The sequence below is a fragment of the Microcoleus sp. D2_18a_B4 genome, from assembly GCF_036702475.1.
GTDB lineage: Bacteria > Cyanobacteriota > Cyanobacteriia > Cyanobacteriales > Microcoleaceae > Microcoleus.
On record NZ_JAUBTL010000020.1, the window covers coordinates 39,311 to 52,343 of the forward strand.

A 13,033-nucleotide genomic window follows, 5' to 3' on the forward strand; every position below is an offset into this window, starting at 1 on the left:
CAATTATGACCCAGAGGATTTGAGCTTCAATTCTGGCGATCGAACTTGATGAGAATAGCGCTGTTCCCCGCCACTGCAAAACTCGCATTGCCGCCCTTGAGCGTTAAGCTACCAACAACCTCATCCATTGTTTTAGAACTAAACTCCCGTACCGTGCCATTACCAGTTTTTATCAGCTCCGAAATATCAGCCTTAACAGTGTAAGATGTTGCTCGGTCATTGACAACCAGCAAGTAAACATTCTTGCTAGCATCGGTAGTTGCAACTGCCATTAAATCCGAACTGTTAGTGATAGGAAAAAAGGTAGCTTTCCCGCCCTGCAAAGCCCTAATTCCCATCCGCAAAGCATAGTAGCCTGCGCGCCGTTTTCCCCCGTCCCCTAGCAAACCTTCCGCCCCTGCAGGCTTGCCCCAGTCGTACAAACAGAATATGTGACTGCCGTCAATATAATTATCCCCCGGTTGAGAACCTCGAATCAAATTCTTAATCAAATTTAAAGCTAAAGATAAATCGCCGTAGCTCATGTTGTAAGTTCCCCATTCTCCTACCCAAAGCTGCGAGTTAGCGCGGACAGTACCGTTCATCCAGCCGCGCACTTTGCGGGTGTAGTTAGAAATATCTGCATCGTAGTTGTGGACATTGACTGTATCGAAATAATTCGGTATTTCTTGCAAAGCACTAGCCGGCCAATTGCTGCCGCCTATGGTTTTCGGGCCGTGGATGCGGTAAGTGCGATCGGGCAAATAAGTTTTATAAACAAAGTCGATCGCATCTTTTGCCACCTTAACCAATTCAAAATAGTCAGCCCTAGTCCCGCCCCAACCCTGATCGCGATTGTCCGGTTCGTTGTGAATTTCCCAATCATCAACGCGGTAATCATTGCGAACATTCAGCCAATAAACCGTAGCAAAAACGTGTTCCCACCACTCGTTCCAATCTTCTCCTGTGCGCGGCGGATTCAGTTGTAGTGCCCAACTCGGATTCCAGTTATTATCAACATTCCGAATACTCACAACCGGGCGAATATTTGCTTGTTTGAGACTATTAAAAATAGTCCTGGCATTGCCTTGCCAAACCCTACCTGGTCGTCCCGACCACCAATAATCGCTACCCTGGGGCGGATTAGTCATAATCTGATCCCAATGCGCCCAATTAATTATATTTGGATTTGCCTTAATTTGGGATATTTCCGGCCACCCGTATTTACCATCATCGTCTTCGGCTTCCCATCGGGACATCCCGCCGTAAATGCGGTAGGTATTAATCCCCAAATCTTGCAAATCTTTGATGTCGAAATTGATATTGCCCTCCACTGCACCAATGTAGCGAGTGCTGACACCCGCAGCAGTACCGGAAATTTTAATTGTTTCGATGTTTTGAGCAAAAGTTGTCATTCCGATGAACAACCCTAGGCTGAGGGCCATTAAAAGCCCTAGAAACAAATTCAGAATTCTAGTTTTTGATAACACTTGACTATTCACTACTGATTTAGGTTATTTTATGCCCGAAGTAAAGGAACCCATCGCTAATCTAAATCGACGGGCGATCGAGTTTGTTAGGTATTGTAATAAAAAAGCATTAACTATTATACCAATTTCAATAATTAATACATAAAGTAAAATAGCACGGGTAGCAGTCAAAAGTGAAGGTTCACCTCGAACAACCACAGTAAAATATTTGGGTATAACAATTAACCCTATAAATTGCGTTAAATATCTGGCGGGGTGACAACGCCGCCGGAAACCCAGCCAGGGCTCATATTTGATCGACTTGTGTTAAAAAAGATAGGTCAGAGCATTCCAAGGGACGATCGCCTTTTGTTCGCGGGTAACAAGAAAACAGGGACGCCCAAGCTACAGATAAAGCGAGTTTGGGCTTGATATGGGCTGAAAGTTTGTTTAAGTCCCGTTAGGAAAAAACGCTTTTATTAATTAATTAATTAGAGGATCGCCATTTAATAAAAACATTAAACCCTCAGCAATTGCCGAGGGTTTATTCTCAAAATCATACAAATTTTCTGACAAAAAATATCTCGGTCTAAAGGTAGATGATATTTGTGACTAACCCAGGTTATTTATAATAGTGAAATTCTATAATTGTTTATAGCCACAGAACAGGCGCATCAAAAGCGCAATAATTAGACCCAAAGCCCCACTGGTGAAGCAACCTAAAACATCGATGGATTTCTCTAGAGTAAGTCTTAAAGGAGCATAAAAATGTTAGATATTGATGAAATGAGTTCAAAAGAAATACAAGAACTTTTGCAGCAAGTAGGACACGGACACCTCGGCTGTGTATTTGAAGGGCATCCCTACGTTTTGCCAATGCACTATTATCTCCAAGATTCGGACATATACATTTTCACAACAGTCGGGATGAAAACGAAGTATATGGACGGCAATCCAGAAGTCTGCTTGCAAGTGGAAGAAATCCGCGATATGGAACACTGGCGCAGCGTTGTCGTGAACGGGCGAGCAGAACGCCTTACGCAGCAGGAAGACATCGATCGCGCGATGGAATTGGTCAAAGAACACAACCCCAAACTTTCGCCCGCCATCAATCGCACCTGGATTGACTCGCAGGGGCGTGCGGAGGCGATCGCAATTTACCGCATTCAGCCCTGGGAAATGAGCGGGCGCACGACGGAGGGAATCAGCAGTCGGTGAACGTCGAGACTCACTTGTAACCGGGTTTTTTACGAAAATACTTAATTAAGATTTTCAATCTCGGTCAAAAACCCGGTTTACGAGCGTCAGAGCGCCTCCAAGACTAGAAATTCCTAAAAAGTGCTACCGGGGAAAATAGTGCCAAATATCAGCTCAAACAGCTTTGCTTGCCAAAAAATCTCTCATGTAGCGATTCACTAACTGCGGCTGTTCCTGCTGCACCCAGTGGCTGCAATTAGGAATGTAGTGAATCTGAAAATCCCGCACGTAATCTGCGGTTCCATAGGTTAACTCTTTGCCGAGGGCGGCATCATTTTCTCCCCAAATCATCAGCGTGGGAACTTCCAGAACCCTCCAATTCTGGCGATCGAGAAATCCGCGAGCAATATTGCGGTAATAATTGATAGTAGCAGTCAGAGCGCCCCGTTTGGCAGCCGCATCTTTGTAAGCTTCGATATCTGAGGGGCTAAAGGTGCTTTTGTCAACCGCCATACCTTCCAAAGCAGCCGAAATTGCCTGATAGTCGCCCAATTGAATTAACAACTCCGGCAAAACTGGCAACTGAAACAAAAAGATGTACCAACTTTTCAACAATTGTTGGGGAGTGCGTAGCCCTTCAGCAAACTTGGCCGGATGGGGTAGATTCATCACAATTAATTTATCCACCATTTGGGGATAAGCATAAGCAAAATTCCAGGCGATCGCGCCTCCCCAGTCGTGACCAACTAAGACGCAACTTTCGTATCCCAAACCCTGAATAATGCCCTTGACATCTTGAACAAACTCTGCCATCACGTAAGCAGATTGATCGTGAGGTTTGTCGCTGTCGTTGTAACCCCTGAGATCCACAGCGACGACTTTATAATCTGATGCAAATTCCGGGATTTGATGCCGCCAAGAATACCAAAATTCAGGAAATCCGTGCAGCATCAGCATCAGCGGCCCAGAACCTTGAGTGACATAGTGCAGTTTAATGCCGTTCGTAGCGATAAATTCGTGTTTCCAAGCAGCTTCTAGCACAGACATATTTGATGCTTCCTCTAGATATCGAGATATCCTAGCAGTTCCTCTCTTTAAGAGGAACCAACTTTAGGCATATCTAGCAATTCTCCCAGCAGTTGTAAACTCTTCCTTTTCTCTTCCTTTGTGGAACAGGCGTCCCGCCGGTGGTTCTTCGCGCAAAAAAAGCCGTAGCTTCCGGGGCCCGACGCCATCGCCCGTTTCCCGAAAATATTGCTATCTCTGTCAAAATAATAGTATAATGTTGCTCGCATCCCGACAACTGTTAAGCCAAAAATTACTCATTTTCGAGCGCGCAAAAATCCCGAAGCGCAACAATTTGAGGTGTGGTGATTGTGCAACTTCAAGAATTAAGATCGGGCGAGTGTACTAGGAATTAAAGGAGTTAATATCATGTCTGGCGATCGGCTGCAAAACATTGTTAACCGCTTGACAGATCGTCTAAAGCGCGATGTATTAGTTGAAAAATCCCTATACGACATCCGAGAAGTTTTGCAGAGCGATCGCGCCGTACTGTACTATTTTTACAGACAGTGGCAAGGTCGAGTGACTTACGAGATGTTAAGTGCGATCGAACTCTCAATCTTGGGTTCAACGGGGCCAGATGAATGTTTTAACGACGAATACGCTGCTTTGTACGAAGCCGGCAGAGTTAAAGCAATTGCAGATATTGAAGTAGAACCAATTAACCCATGCCACCGAGATTTTCTGCGTAGCCTGAAAGTTCGCGCCAATTTAGTCGTGCCAATTTTAACGAACAAAGGACTGTGGGGGCTGTTAATTGCTCATCAGTGCAGCGGGCCCCGCACTTGGTTGCGATCGGACATTGAATTCATGCAGCAACAAGCACAATATATGGCAATGTCTCCCACAATTCAAGATAGTTAATCTTTCATCCAAAATCCTGGTTTGTGACTATTCGGGTGCATTGTCGGTGCAATGGAAAATTACCAACAAACCAAAATATGGTGTTCTATTGTTAGGCGGAGGTTTGTAGCGACTCATAGGGCTGGATGAGAATCTCAGCGGGAATTCCTAACTCTTGATTCAGCTTCCGAATCATTTCCAGAGTCAAGGATCGTTTGCGAGATAATATCTCAGAAACTTTAACTCGACTGCCAATACATTGTTCCAAATCGCTACCAGACCATCCGCGGGCGTCCATGTAGTATTGAATGGCTGCAATTGGATCGGGTATTGCGATCGGAAAGTGTGCCTTCTCGTAAGCTTCTACTAGGGTACTGAGCACATCTAGGCGATCGGACTCAGGTGTATTAGGAAGTGCATTAAACAGCAACTCAACCTCTCGAAGGGCTTCCTGATAGTCAGTTTGGGTTCTAATTGGACGTATTTCCATATATCAATTTGTGTTTAGATTGTTTCTGCATCTACCTTGTCATACTCGGCATGAGTGCCTATAAAGCAGATAAAAATAATGCCCATGTCATAACGAATGGCAACAATCAGCCGATAGGAATTGCCTTTGATGTTAAACACAACACGATTGTTGGCAATGATGCTGGCATTACGATGAGCGGACTTAACATCGACTGGACTCGGCCAATCGGCGTGAGACGCTTCGTAGTACCAAGTTTTTAGTGCTTATGAGGCATCGGGATGAGTTTCCCAGAAGTTTCGCAAGGTGCTGCGGGACAAAATACGCATAGAACTTTGTGACTGGAACTCCCGAAACACGAGACAATTGAAATATCGGTTCTGCCATTGTCAGAGGGCAAAGAATAACGTGCTATCTCATCATTTTATCACAGAATCTTTGTCTCTAGGAATAGTTGGTGGCAAGGAGTTTTCGGATGCTGGGGGAGCGAAACCCAAAAATGATATCTTGAGAAAACACACCGCGTTGAATCAGTTCTCGATCGATGTAGATTTCGGTACTGTTGTGTTGAATCCAGATTTGATTTTCGATGATATCAAGCTGCATGGCACAGCCATAGATGCGATATTCGTCGCGCCATTCGTTGTGCATGACGAGGTATCGATCGCGGGCGATATCGAAGATTAACTGAGCATTTGCGTCATTTTTAGAAAAGTCTTCGAGAAAGTCACAAACAATTTTGCGGTATTCGTTTAGTCTATCCATTGGTCGATCGCCTCACGAGTTGGATGGTAAATAATTAGTCGGATTTCATAAGGTTAGATGACAGTTTTTGCGGGTTCAAATCTGAAGCAACTCTTCAATACTCTCTAAATTTAGGACAATATTCCTGCTCGGTTGAGCAGTGGGGTAGCCTAAGATGCTGGTTTCGATATCTGTAGCACAAAACTTAGTAACCACTGTATTACCACAATGATAGCAATCCAGATCGATGGCATCCACCATCTAGCTGGCTTACCACCATTTCGCATTGCTCGATCGAAGTGGGATTTCTCACTTCCATAAAGTGCTATCGCAACCAACGCATTGATGAGTAGTTTTGAACGATATTCAAAGAAGTTATCAGCAAAAAAATCTCGAAAAGCTAGACAAATCAGGAATGACGCTGACAAGATAGCTAATAATCGACCTCGCCACACATAGCCTCGACGAGATAAATTTATACTGTACAAAAATATTCCCACAGAAAAGTTGCTGACAAGACAGTAAGCAGCTAAGACCCCAGGGCTGTAAAAACAGCGACTTAAAGATACTGCTTCATCAGGAGGTTGCTTCCTATCATCTGAAACCCACAAGGTATATCCCAAGAAGTTGATATGCTTACTCATTTTTATATTTTAATTGTTACGTCCTTATGACACCTTCAAGTGAGGAGACAATACACTCAATCATGTCCGCATCAGTTGCTTGCAATGCCCGCTTTGCGTACCAAACCGCCTCAAACACCTCATAGCCGGGTCCTGCAGCTCGTCGAGCCGACAATTCAGCAGCGTCCGAACAAACGTCGAACGCAAGTTCGTTCGGAGGAGTCCATAAAGCTGCCTTGCCCGTCCACACAACGGCACTTGCTGCATAGACAGCGTGTAACTGCTGTAGTTGATAGTCGTAGGTGACACTGCCTTCATTAGCATTGAAATAGGCCTTCTCTTCTACCTCCTGTGCCGAGCCAAACGCTCCGTATATCGCGCTACTAAAGCTACTGGGTAATGTAAGCTCCGTTTCAATGACAACGAGCAATTCACGCAGCGTCAGTGAGCCGAATACCGCGTGGTTCTCGTCCCATTTCTCCGAGTAGGACTCCCATATCGGCAACGATGCCCAACTCGCGGCCAACGCGACTCGCACTTGCGTTGGTTTCCCGAAGTTGGCGAACCCCCATAACCACTCGTCCAACCGAATGCCCTTGTTCCTTTTCTGGATGTAATCCCAAAGTAAACCTTCATTCATTGTCACTATTTATGTCGAAAAAGCGGGTTTTTTACCTTTTATGTCGGCTACAATGCGTATTTTCGGAAAAAACCCGGTTTCTAGATCCCTGTGCGTAAGTCCTACCAAATTTAATATTAGCTAACAGCTACAGCCTCCCCCAAAGGATGCTGCTGCAAAACCGCTTGCAAATACTTCCCAGTATAAGACCTCTGATTTGCCGCCACATCCTCCGGCGTCCCCGCCACAATAATTTCGCCGCCCTTATCTCCCCCTTCAGGCCCCAAATCGATCGCCCAATCGCAGCACCGAATCACATCTAAATTGTGTTCGATTACCAAAATTGAATTCCCCTTATCCACCAATCTTTGCAGCACATTTAACAAATGGTGAACATCATAAAACGACAAACCAGTCGTCGGTTCATCGATCAAATAAAGCGTCTTCCCAGTAGCGCGGCGCGACAGTTCCGTTGCCAATTTTACGCGCTGCGCTTCGCCCCCAGAAAGCGTCGGCGCCGGCTGTCCCAACTGAATGTAACCTAAACCAACATCAACCAAAGTTTGCAGTCTGACGCCCGCCCTGGGAATATTTTTAAACATCTCCAAAGATTCCTCTACAGTCATGTTTAAAACATCAGAAATCGACTTGCCTTTATACTTCACTTGCAGCGTTTCCCGGTTGTACCGTGCACCTTTGCAAACCTCGCACTGCACGTAAACATCCGGCAGAAAATTCATCGAAATCACGTTCACGCCTTGGCCGCCGCAAGCTTCGCACCTTCCCCCTTTCACGTTAAAAGAAAACTGCCCCGCTTTGTAACCTCTGGCCTTAGCTTCAATGGTTTCGGCAAACAAATCCCGAATCACATCAAAGACTCCCGTGTAAGTAGCAGGATTAGAGCGCGGAGTACGACCGATGGGAGATTGGTCAATTACAATTACCTTATCAATCACATCCTCTAGAGAGCGTTCCCCTTTAGTTTTGAGGGCGTCCATATCGGGTGGTAAAGGCACTTTTTTGGTGATATAATGTTGCAGCGACGGGTACAGCAATTCATTGATTAAAGTGGATTTTCCCGAACCGGAAACGCCTGTCACGCAGACAAGTTTTCCGAGGGGAATTTCTACATCGATATTTTTTAAATTGTTGCGCGTCGCATTTATGATAGAGAGAGCTTTGCCGTTGCCTTTTCTCCTTTCATTAGGCGTTTCAATTACTCGCTTTCCCGACAAATAAGCCCCGGTCAAAGATTCTTCGGCCGCCAGCAAATTTTCTAAACTTCCTTGCGATATAATTTTGCCGCCGTGCACGCCAGCGCCGGGCCCGATATCGACAATATGGTCGGCCGCTCGCATGGTTTCTTCATCGTGTTCTACGACAATCAAAGTATTGCCTAAATCGCGCAGTTTTGTTAAGGTTTGCAGCAGGCGAAAGTTGTCTCTTTGGTGGAGCCCAATGCTGGGTTCGTCCAAAACGTAGAGAACACCAGTCAAGCCAGAACCGATTTGAGTCGCTAGCCTAATTCGCTGGGCTTCTCCGCCAGAAAGCGTCATTGCTGCGCGGTCTAAAGTTAGGTAATCTAACCCGACATCGAGCAAAAATTGCAGCCTTGCTTTGATTTCTCTGAGGGCTAAATCGGATATTTGGAATTGCCGATCGCTCAATCCCAAATTATTTACTCGTTCGCGACATTCGCGAATCGAAATACTGGTTAAATCTACAATTCCGTACTGTCCCAACCGCACCGAAAGCGCCTCGGTTTTCAAGCGCTTGCCGTGACAAACCTCGCAAGAGCGATCGACGCGATACTGTTCCAACTTCTGCTTAATCAGATCAGAACCAGTATCGTCGTACTGGCGCTGCAACATGGAAATCACGCCCTTAAAATCTCTCCTCAAATCGGTGGTGTTGCCGTCTCGCTTCTTACTTTCTGAAGTACCCTTGGACTCATTGCCGTACAAAATTACTCGCTGGTGTTCGGGCCTTAATCGATACCAAGGAGTGTCGATATCAAACCCGCAAGTATCAGCAATACTGCAAAGCAGAGAGAGATAATAGGAATTGTCTTTGTCTGACCAAGGCGCGATCGCACAATAAAGAGGCGCTTTCTCATCGGGAACTACCAACTCCGGCGCAAAAGTCCGCAAACTCCCCAAACCGTGGCAGTTCTGGCACGCGCCGTAAGGCGAATTAAAAGAAAATAACCTAGGTGAAAGTTCCTCCATTACCGCGCCGTGTTCGGGACAAGCAAAGTTTTCGGAAAATACGATCGGCCCCTGTGGTTGGGAATTTTCTTCAGTCGGTAACTCTTCAATTATCGCAATCCCCTCAGAATGGCGCAAACAAGTTGCCAGAGAATCAACTAAACGTTCTTCTAAACCGGGTTTTTTAATTAACCGATCGACAACTATCTCGATATTGTGCGTATGATTTTTATCTAATTCGATATTTTCCGAAAGTTCTAAAATTTCGCCGTTAACTTTGACGCGAATAAACCCTTCCGCAGCTAAACTCGACAATAATTTGCGGTGAGTGCCTTTTTTTCCGCGCACAACTGGTGCCAGAAGGTGAAAGCGAGTGCCGTCAGGAAGTGCCATGACTCGATCGCACATTTCATCAATTGTCTGCGGCGCAATGCAGCGATCGCAAATCGGACAGTGCGGTTCGCCGGCTCTGCCGTAGAGCAATCTGAGATAATCGTAAATTTCTGTAACAGTGCCAACAGTCGATCGCGGGTTGTGAGAAGTTGACTTTTGGTCGATCGAAATAGCCGGACTCAAGCCTTCGATCGCGTCCACATCGGGTTTGTCCAACTGTCCCAAAAACTGGCGCGCGTAGGCGCTGAGAGACTCGACGTAGCGGCGCTGTCCCTCGGCAAAAATTGTATCGAAAGCGAGGGAAGACTTGCCAGAACCGGAGACACCAGTAAAAACGATCAGGCGATCGCGCGGCAGTTCCAGATCGATATTTTTCAGGTTGTGCTGTCTCGCACCGCGAACCCGAATCGTATTTTGGTTGTTAGAGTGAGAATTCGTCACATTATGCCCGTTGCGGGATGCACTTGGCTGGCTGTTTGAGGTTTCGGCGCGTTGGGACATGAGAGTAGTGCAAAACAGTGCTTAACCATCTTAGCGCTGCCGATCGAATAGCTGGCATCCAAACTCAAGAATATCAAAGAATAGTCAAATAAGTTTCCGTCGGCCCATCGGGCAAAACCTTCAATCTTTGATTTTTCAAATCCACTTCAATTCCCAGCGCTTCCATCGGAATCACGCCTAAAAGTGGCGTTTTCCCCTCTGGCAATTCCAAACACTCAAAAGTCCCTTCGCGGCCGCACAGAGAAATCGAAGCATCCCGAAAAATCCTCGCCTCACTAATGCCCGTGGCTGTTTCCACAACTACTTGCTTGAGGATTTTCAAACCCAGTCTGGCGATGACATCTTTAGGCAAACACAAAGTTGTCGCGCCCGTATCCACCAAAACATTTTCTAGAGTAACAGACCTGACTTGCTCGATTGGAATCAGATTATCTTCTGCTTTAGCTTCATCGATCCGATTCGTAATTACTAGGGTTGTGATAACTTTTCCCATTGGGGTTTCCGTAGTTGTTTCCATTACGTTCAAATTATCATAAATTGCTGGTTTAATTTTAGCACATAGTTCCACATATTTTAGGGCAATACGGTTCATTTAAAACTGTTTATTCCCCGGAGATCCCCCTAAATTCCCCTTAAGAAGGGGAGTAGGGGTTGACTTTGAGTAAGTTCTTGTCCCCCCCTTCGTAGGGGCGGTGCCCCCGTGCCCGCCCTTGGCTAGGGGGGATCGGGCTTAACTGAAGCCTATTGTATTGTAGGGCGATGCACTCCCCATTCGGCACCGCCCACCTGACGAATAGCTCTAGCTAAATCATCAAATTATTGCACCCCAATAAATTTGTGAGTTTGCAAAGATAGCCTGTAACTAGGATTTTGTTTCAGAAGTTCCAAAATAATGGGAATTGCGGATTTTTTTGAGTTCCATTCTGGTTGCAAGAAAACCGGAATATTCACATTATTTTCCAAATGCTTGTGATAAAATTCAACTTCTTCGCCAGTGCTAATCACTAACTTGATTTCATTGGCTCTCGTCCAAAAAAGCTCTTGCACCGGATATTTAGGATTGACGTGTTCCTTCGGAGAAAGAGTAATCCAAGCCTGCGGGGAAACATCCTGCCAGCAAGCACCCGAAGTTTCAATACTCACCTGCTTGTCAGCTTCTAACAAAGCTTCAACTAACTCAGGCAAATCGCGGTGAATGAAAGGTTCGCCGCCAGTAATGACCACCCTCGGAGACTGCAATTGAGCGAGCAATTGTGCGATCGACTGCGGCACAGACGGCAAACCTTTGCCCCCATTTGCGTAGCCTGTGTCGCACCAAGGACACCGCACAGGGCAACCGGCCAATCTGATAAAATCAACTAAAGTCCCCGTCCAGTAACCTTCGCCTTGAACGGTACACTGAAAAGTTTCGTGAATTGGTAATTTTACCTGTAAATTAGACACCCGAAGTTACACCTCTGATTAACTAAAAAATACATCATTCTGTAGAGTGCGCCCAGCGCACCTTACTCTATAATTTTGAGTTTATAGGGTGCGCCCCGCACACCTTAGTCTATATATAAAACTGACTTGTATATTCTTGAATAATTAGCAGTTTGTGGCAATTTAAAAATGAACCGCAAACCGCAAACAACTCTTTAATTATGCTGTTCAGGTTCCATCATAGTAGCCCAGCGACGTTTCAATGCCAAAGTCAGCCCGTCAGCAATGGGGACAACACTGAGAGTAACTCTGGGATCGTTACGCAATTTGTCATTGAAACTACGAATGGCGAGGGTGCTTTCGTCTTGTACTTGAGGGTCAGCAACTCGTCCAGACCACAGAACATTGTCAATTACAATTAAACCGCCATTGCGTACAAGTTGCAGCGATCGCTCAAAATAAGCCTCATAATTTTCTTTATCGGCGTCGATGAAGGCAAAATCAAAGGTTCCAGCTTGTCCCTCGGCTATTAGTTTGTCGAGAGTATTTATTGCTGGGCCCAACTGCAACGAAATCTTATTAGCCACGCCCGCAGCTTCCCAATAGCGTCGTGCGATCGTAGTATATTCCTCGCTGACATCGCAGGCAATAATTTGACCGTTAGGAGGCAGCGCTAAAGCTACGCAAAGCGAGCTATAACCAGTAAAAACGCCAATTTCTAAGGTTTTGGTCGCTCCCATAAGCTGCACCATGAGCTCCATAAACTGACCTTGTTCGGGAGCAATCTGCATCATCCCCATAGGATGCTTAGCAGTTTCTTCCCGTAGTGAAGCGAGAATATCTGGCTCCCGCAGAGAAATAGATAACAGATAATCGTAAAGTTGATTTTCTAAGCCAAGAGTTGAGTTCGCCATAGGTTTGTCCTTGCTGCTGACTTTTGATTTGAGATTGTAGACGCGCAGTTAATAGAAATCGAAGAATGTAGAGTTAATTTTGGCATCTATTTTGCTGTGGCTGATGGCAGGTTGCAGTAGCAGTGTCTCGGTTACACAGAGGCAACTTGCAAAACGCGCGCTCTACTTCCAAATCAGTTTATCTCAGCTACAGGTGAAATAGCCGCTCTGGAAAATAAAAATGGATAGAGGGGAGCGTTTTGAGATTCCTGCTTTTCTAGCACCGCGTAACGCCGTTAGTGATACGAGTTCAAAAAATGAATGCAACTGTAGACAAGCTGCAAACCCATACATAATCAGCCATTCCCCATCTCAAATCTCAAATCTCAAATGGTATGAGTTGGGGAGAAAGTGACCTAAAGCATCCAGGATACAAGCCCCCGGATTTATCCGTGGGGTCAATGCTTCAATCTAAAATCTCAAATCTAAAATCGATTGACTTCATCCTGATTACTAACTAGATGAACTGCGAAAAACATAAGTATGACATTGCGAGTGAAATGAAGCAATCCCAGAGGTTGTGATTCGTTTACATTTTGTTACATTCTC

Annotated in this window: 13 protein-coding genes and 1 pseudogene; 2 read left to right on the forward strand and 12 right to left on the reverse strand. The window is 45.5% G+C overall.

What is annotated here, in order from left to right; genetic code table 11:
* Positions 1–26: 26 nt before the first annotated feature.
* Positions 27–1,394, reverse strand: coding sequence for a hypothetical protein (locus QUB04_RS14025; protein ID WP_333285100.1), 1,368 nt, complete (start codon positions 1,392–1,394; stop codon positions 27–29).
* An 822-nt stretch (positions 1,395–2,216) separates the two neighbouring features.
* On the opposite strand from QUB04_RS14025, the gene QUB04_RS14030 reads away from it, so the two are divergent.
* Positions 2,217–2,666: a pyridoxamine 5'-phosphate oxidase family protein gene (locus QUB04_RS14030; RefSeq protein WP_333285102.1), complete on the forward strand. Its 450-nt coding sequence runs from the start codon at positions 2,217–2,219 to the stop codon at positions 2,664–2,666.
* 153 nt (positions 2,667–2,819) lie between these two features.
* On the opposite strand, the gene QUB04_RS14035 is transcribed toward QUB04_RS14030, so the two are convergent.
* The gene (locus tag QUB04_RS14035; RefSeq protein ID WP_333285104.1) at positions 2,820–3,692 is read right to left on the reverse strand and encodes an alpha/beta hydrolase; all 873 of its coding nucleotides are present in this window, start codon (positions 3,690–3,692) and stop codon (positions 2,820–2,822) included.
* A 47-nt stretch (positions 3,693–3,739) separates the two neighbouring features.
* Complete coding sequence (locus QUB04_RS14040) at positions 3,740–3,940, reverse strand: hypothetical protein (protein ID WP_333285106.1); 201 nt, start codon at positions 3,938–3,940, stop codon at positions 3,740–3,742.
* 139 nt (positions 3,941–4,079) lie between these two features.
* On the opposite strand from QUB04_RS14040, the gene QUB04_RS14045 reads away from it, so the two are divergent.
* Positions 4,080–4,574 carry a GAF domain-containing protein gene (locus tag QUB04_RS14045; RefSeq protein WP_333285109.1) on the forward strand — a complete coding sequence of 165 codons (495 nt, stop codon included), beginning with the start codon at positions 4,080–4,082 and terminating at the stop codon, positions 4,572–4,574.
* A 91-nt stretch (positions 4,575–4,665) separates the two neighbouring features.
* Here QUB04_RS14045 and QUB04_RS14050 read toward each other — a convergent pair whose 3' ends face one another.
* The 9 genes and pseudogenes from QUB04_RS14050 to QUB04_RS14090 form a co-directional block, all read right to left on the reverse strand.
* Positions 4,666–5,043 carry a transcriptional regulator gene (locus QUB04_RS14050; protein WP_333285111.1) on the reverse strand — a complete coding sequence of 126 codons (378 nt, stop codon included), beginning with the start codon at positions 5,041–5,043 and terminating at the stop codon, positions 4,666–4,668.
* Between the two features lie 14 nt (positions 5,044–5,057).
* Positions 5,058–5,276, reverse strand: a pseudogene (locus QUB04_RS14055) (type II toxin-antitoxin system HigB family toxin); the annotation flags it as partial.
* Positions 5,277–5,466: 190 nt separating this feature from the next.
* Entirely contained in the window at positions 5,467–5,787 is a 321-nt protein-coding gene (locus QUB04_RS14060) for an element excision factor XisI family protein (protein ID WP_333285113.1), read from the reverse strand.
* A 149-nt stretch (positions 5,788–5,936) separates the two neighbouring features.
* Positions 5,937–6,410: a hypothetical protein gene (locus tag QUB04_RS14065; protein ID WP_333285115.1), complete on the reverse strand. Its 474-nt coding sequence runs from the start codon at positions 6,408–6,410 to the stop codon at positions 5,937–5,939.
* A 16-nt stretch (positions 6,411–6,426) separates the two neighbouring features.
* Positions 6,427–7,029 carry a hypothetical protein gene (locus QUB04_RS14070; protein ID WP_333285117.1) on the reverse strand — a complete coding sequence of 201 codons (603 nt, stop codon included), beginning with the start codon at positions 7,027–7,029 and terminating at the stop codon, positions 6,427–6,429.
* Between the two features lie 116 nt (positions 7,030–7,145).
* Positions 7,146–10,109, reverse strand: a complete 2,964-nt coding sequence (gene uvrA, locus QUB04_RS14075; RefSeq protein WP_333285119.1) for an excinuclease ABC subunit UvrA — start codon at positions 10,107–10,109, stop codon at positions 7,146–7,148.
* 73 nt (positions 10,110–10,182) lie between these two features.
* Positions 10,183–10,626 carry a retroviral-like aspartic protease family protein gene (locus tag QUB04_RS14080; RefSeq protein ID WP_333285189.1) on the reverse strand — a complete coding sequence of 148 codons (444 nt, stop codon included), beginning with the start codon at positions 10,624–10,626 and terminating at the stop codon, positions 10,183–10,185.
* A 299-nt stretch (positions 10,627–10,925) separates the two neighbouring features.
* Positions 10,926–11,552, reverse strand: coding sequence for a 7-carboxy-7-deazaguanine synthase QueE (locus QUB04_RS14085; protein WP_333285122.1), 627 nt, complete (start codon positions 11,550–11,552; stop codon positions 10,926–10,928).
* A gap of 194 nt (positions 11,553–11,746) precedes the next feature.
* A complete protein-coding gene (locus QUB04_RS14090; protein ID WP_333285124.1) occupies positions 11,747–12,445 on the reverse strand; it encodes a class I SAM-dependent methyltransferase in 699 nt (232 codons plus the stop codon).
* Positions 12,446–13,033: the final 588 nt, after the last annotated feature.

Bases quoted from the DNA above. Each gene is read 5' to 3' on its own strand.
- QUB04_RS14035 (WP_333285104.1), bottom strand. From the start codon at position 3,692: ATGTCTGTGCTAGAAGCTGCTTGGAAACACGAATTTATCGCTACGAAC.
- QUB04_RS14090 (WP_333285124.1), bottom strand. From the start codon at position 12,445: ATGGCGAACTCAACTCTTGGCTTAGAAAATCAACTTTACGATTATCTG.
- QUB04_RS14025 (WP_333285100.1), bottom strand. From the start codon at position 1,394: ATGACAACTTTTGCTCAAAACATCGAAACAATTAAAATTTCCGGTACT.
- QUB04_RS14060 (WP_333285113.1), bottom strand. From the start codon at position 5,787: ATGGATAGACTAAACGAATACCGCAAAATTGTTTGTGACTTTCTCGAA.
- QUB04_RS14040 (WP_333285106.1), bottom strand. From the start codon at position 3,940: ATGCGAGCAACATTATACTATTATTTTGACAGAGATAGCAATATTTTC.
- QUB04_RS14080 (WP_333285189.1), bottom strand. From the start codon at position 10,626: ATGGAAACAACTACGGAAACCCCAATGGGAAAAGTTATCACAACCCTA.
- QUB04_RS14050 (WP_333285111.1), bottom strand. From the start codon at position 5,043: ATGGAAATACGTCCAATTAGAACCCAAACTGACTATCAGGAAGCCCTT.
- QUB04_RS14045 (WP_333285109.1), top strand. From the start codon at position 4,080: ATGTCTGGCGATCGGCTGCAAAACATTGTTAACCGCTTGACAGATCGT.
- QUB04_RS14065 (WP_333285115.1), bottom strand. From the start codon at position 6,410: ATGAGTAAGCATATCAACTTCTTGGGATATACCTTGTGGGTTTCAGAT.
- QUB04_RS14030 (WP_333285102.1), top strand. From the start codon at position 2,217: ATGTTAGATATTGATGAAATGAGTTCAAAAGAAATACAAGAACTTTTG.
- QUB04_RS14070 (WP_333285117.1), bottom strand. From the start codon at position 7,029: ATGAATGAAGGTTTACTTTGGGATTACATCCAGAAAAGGAACAAGGGC.
- uvrA (WP_333285119.1), bottom strand. From the start codon at position 10,109: ATGTCCCAACGCGCCGAAACCTCAAACAGCCAGCCAAGTGCATCCCGC.